We start from the raw sequence: 1,560 nt of genomic DNA on the forward strand, positions 1-1,560 counted from the left end.
GAGGCGGTCTTGGGGATTATCGGGATGGATGGCGAAAAATTGTGCCATGTTTTTTTCCTTATCATTCTAATGGTTTGTTGTTTGACATTTTAAAACTTATTTGGCCGTCTGAATATTGGATTTCCACCACCATGAATGGATTTAGCCTCAGCTACAACACGGCTGCACCCAGTGATACCTTATATATTATTTTGATTTACCGGCCGATATCGAAAGTCAATTTAATACGCTATATAATGCATTATTTTGTTTGAAAGTCATCTCAATGCCTGCTTCTTCCCTACCTTCCCGCCGCTTGTCTGTCGCACCTATGCTTGATTGGACAGACAGACACTATCGCTTTATGGCGCGACAAATTACACGCAATGCTTGGCTTTATAGCGAAATGGTCAATTCAGGCGCGGTGGTTTACGGAGATAAAGACCGCTTTTTGAGTTTCAACGAAGGCGAGCAACCGGTAGCTTTACAGCTTGGCGGCTCAGATCCGCATGACTTGGCAATCGCTACCAAAGCGGCTGAAGCGTATGGCTATAACGAAGTCAACCTAAATTGCGGCTGCCCCAGCCCACGCGTTCAAAAAGGCGCTTTCGGCGCTTGCCTGATGAATGATGTAGATTTGGTGGCAGATTGTTTGAATGCGATGCAGGATGCAGTTGAAATTCCGGTGACGGTCAAACACCGCATCGGTGTAGACAGACAGACAGAATATCAAGTCGTAGCAGATTTTGTGGGAACACTTCGCGAAAAAACAGCCTGCCGCACATTTATTGTCCATGCACGCAATGCTTGGCTGGACGGTTTATCCCCGAAAGAAAACCGCGAAGTCCCGCCACTCAAATATGAATACGTGTATCGTTTAAAACAAGATTTTCCCGACTTGGAAATTTTGATTAACGGCGGCATCACTACCAACGAAGAAATCGCCGAACATCTGAAATTTGTCGATGGGGTCATGATCGGGCGCGAGGCTTATCACAATCCAATGCTGATGCGCGATTGGGATACAATGTTTTACAACGACGCACACGCACCAATCCAATACGCAGACTTAGCAGCTTGGCTATATGCATACAGTCGCGAACAAATCGCCTTAGGACGAGGCACAATCCTGCGCCATATCGTCCGCCACGCACTAGGCTTAATGCACGGCCTAAAAAATGCCCGCACTTGGCGCCGTATGCTCTCAGATGCTACTTTGCTGAAAGACAACGACGGCAGCCTGATTCTAGACGCATGGAAAGAAGTCGAACGCGCAAATATTTGAGATTAATGGTATATCGTGCGAATAAATGAAAGGCCGTCTGAAACATCCAATGATGTTTCAGACGGCCTTTAAAATTACAACAGACTGCTAAAGATATATTCATTTCTCTTTGGCTACTATTACGATTAACTCATCGAATCAACCCAAAACATAATCTAAGCATAAAAAAATGCGGCCTAAATAGGCCGCATTTACTTTGCTTCGTCTTTTCAGACGACTTTTTCAGGCCGTCTGAAAGTCAGATTACCATTGGTAACCAACTGCTGCGGTAGCACCGAAGTGACCACGTGAGTTGC

Annotated in this window: 2 protein-coding genes; both read left to right on the plus strand. The window is 45.5% G+C overall.

Annotated elements, in window-relative coordinates:
* Window positions 1-254 (plus strand): hypothetical protein (locus ACTHS3_RS12650; protein ID WP_440368099.1); only part of this gene is annotated, 254 nt, incomplete at its 5' end.
* An 11-nt stretch (window positions 255-265) separates the two neighbouring features.
* Window positions 266-1,264 (plus strand): tRNA dihydrouridine(20/20a) synthase DusA, encoded by a 999-nt coding sequence (gene dusA, locus ACTHS3_RS12655; RefSeq protein ID WP_049336164.1) that lies wholly within the window; start codon window positions 266-268, stop codon window positions 1,262-1,264.
* Window positions 1,265-1,560 lie beyond the last annotated feature (296 nt).

Source organism: Neisseria sp. P0009.S007 (genome assembly GCF_051962515.1).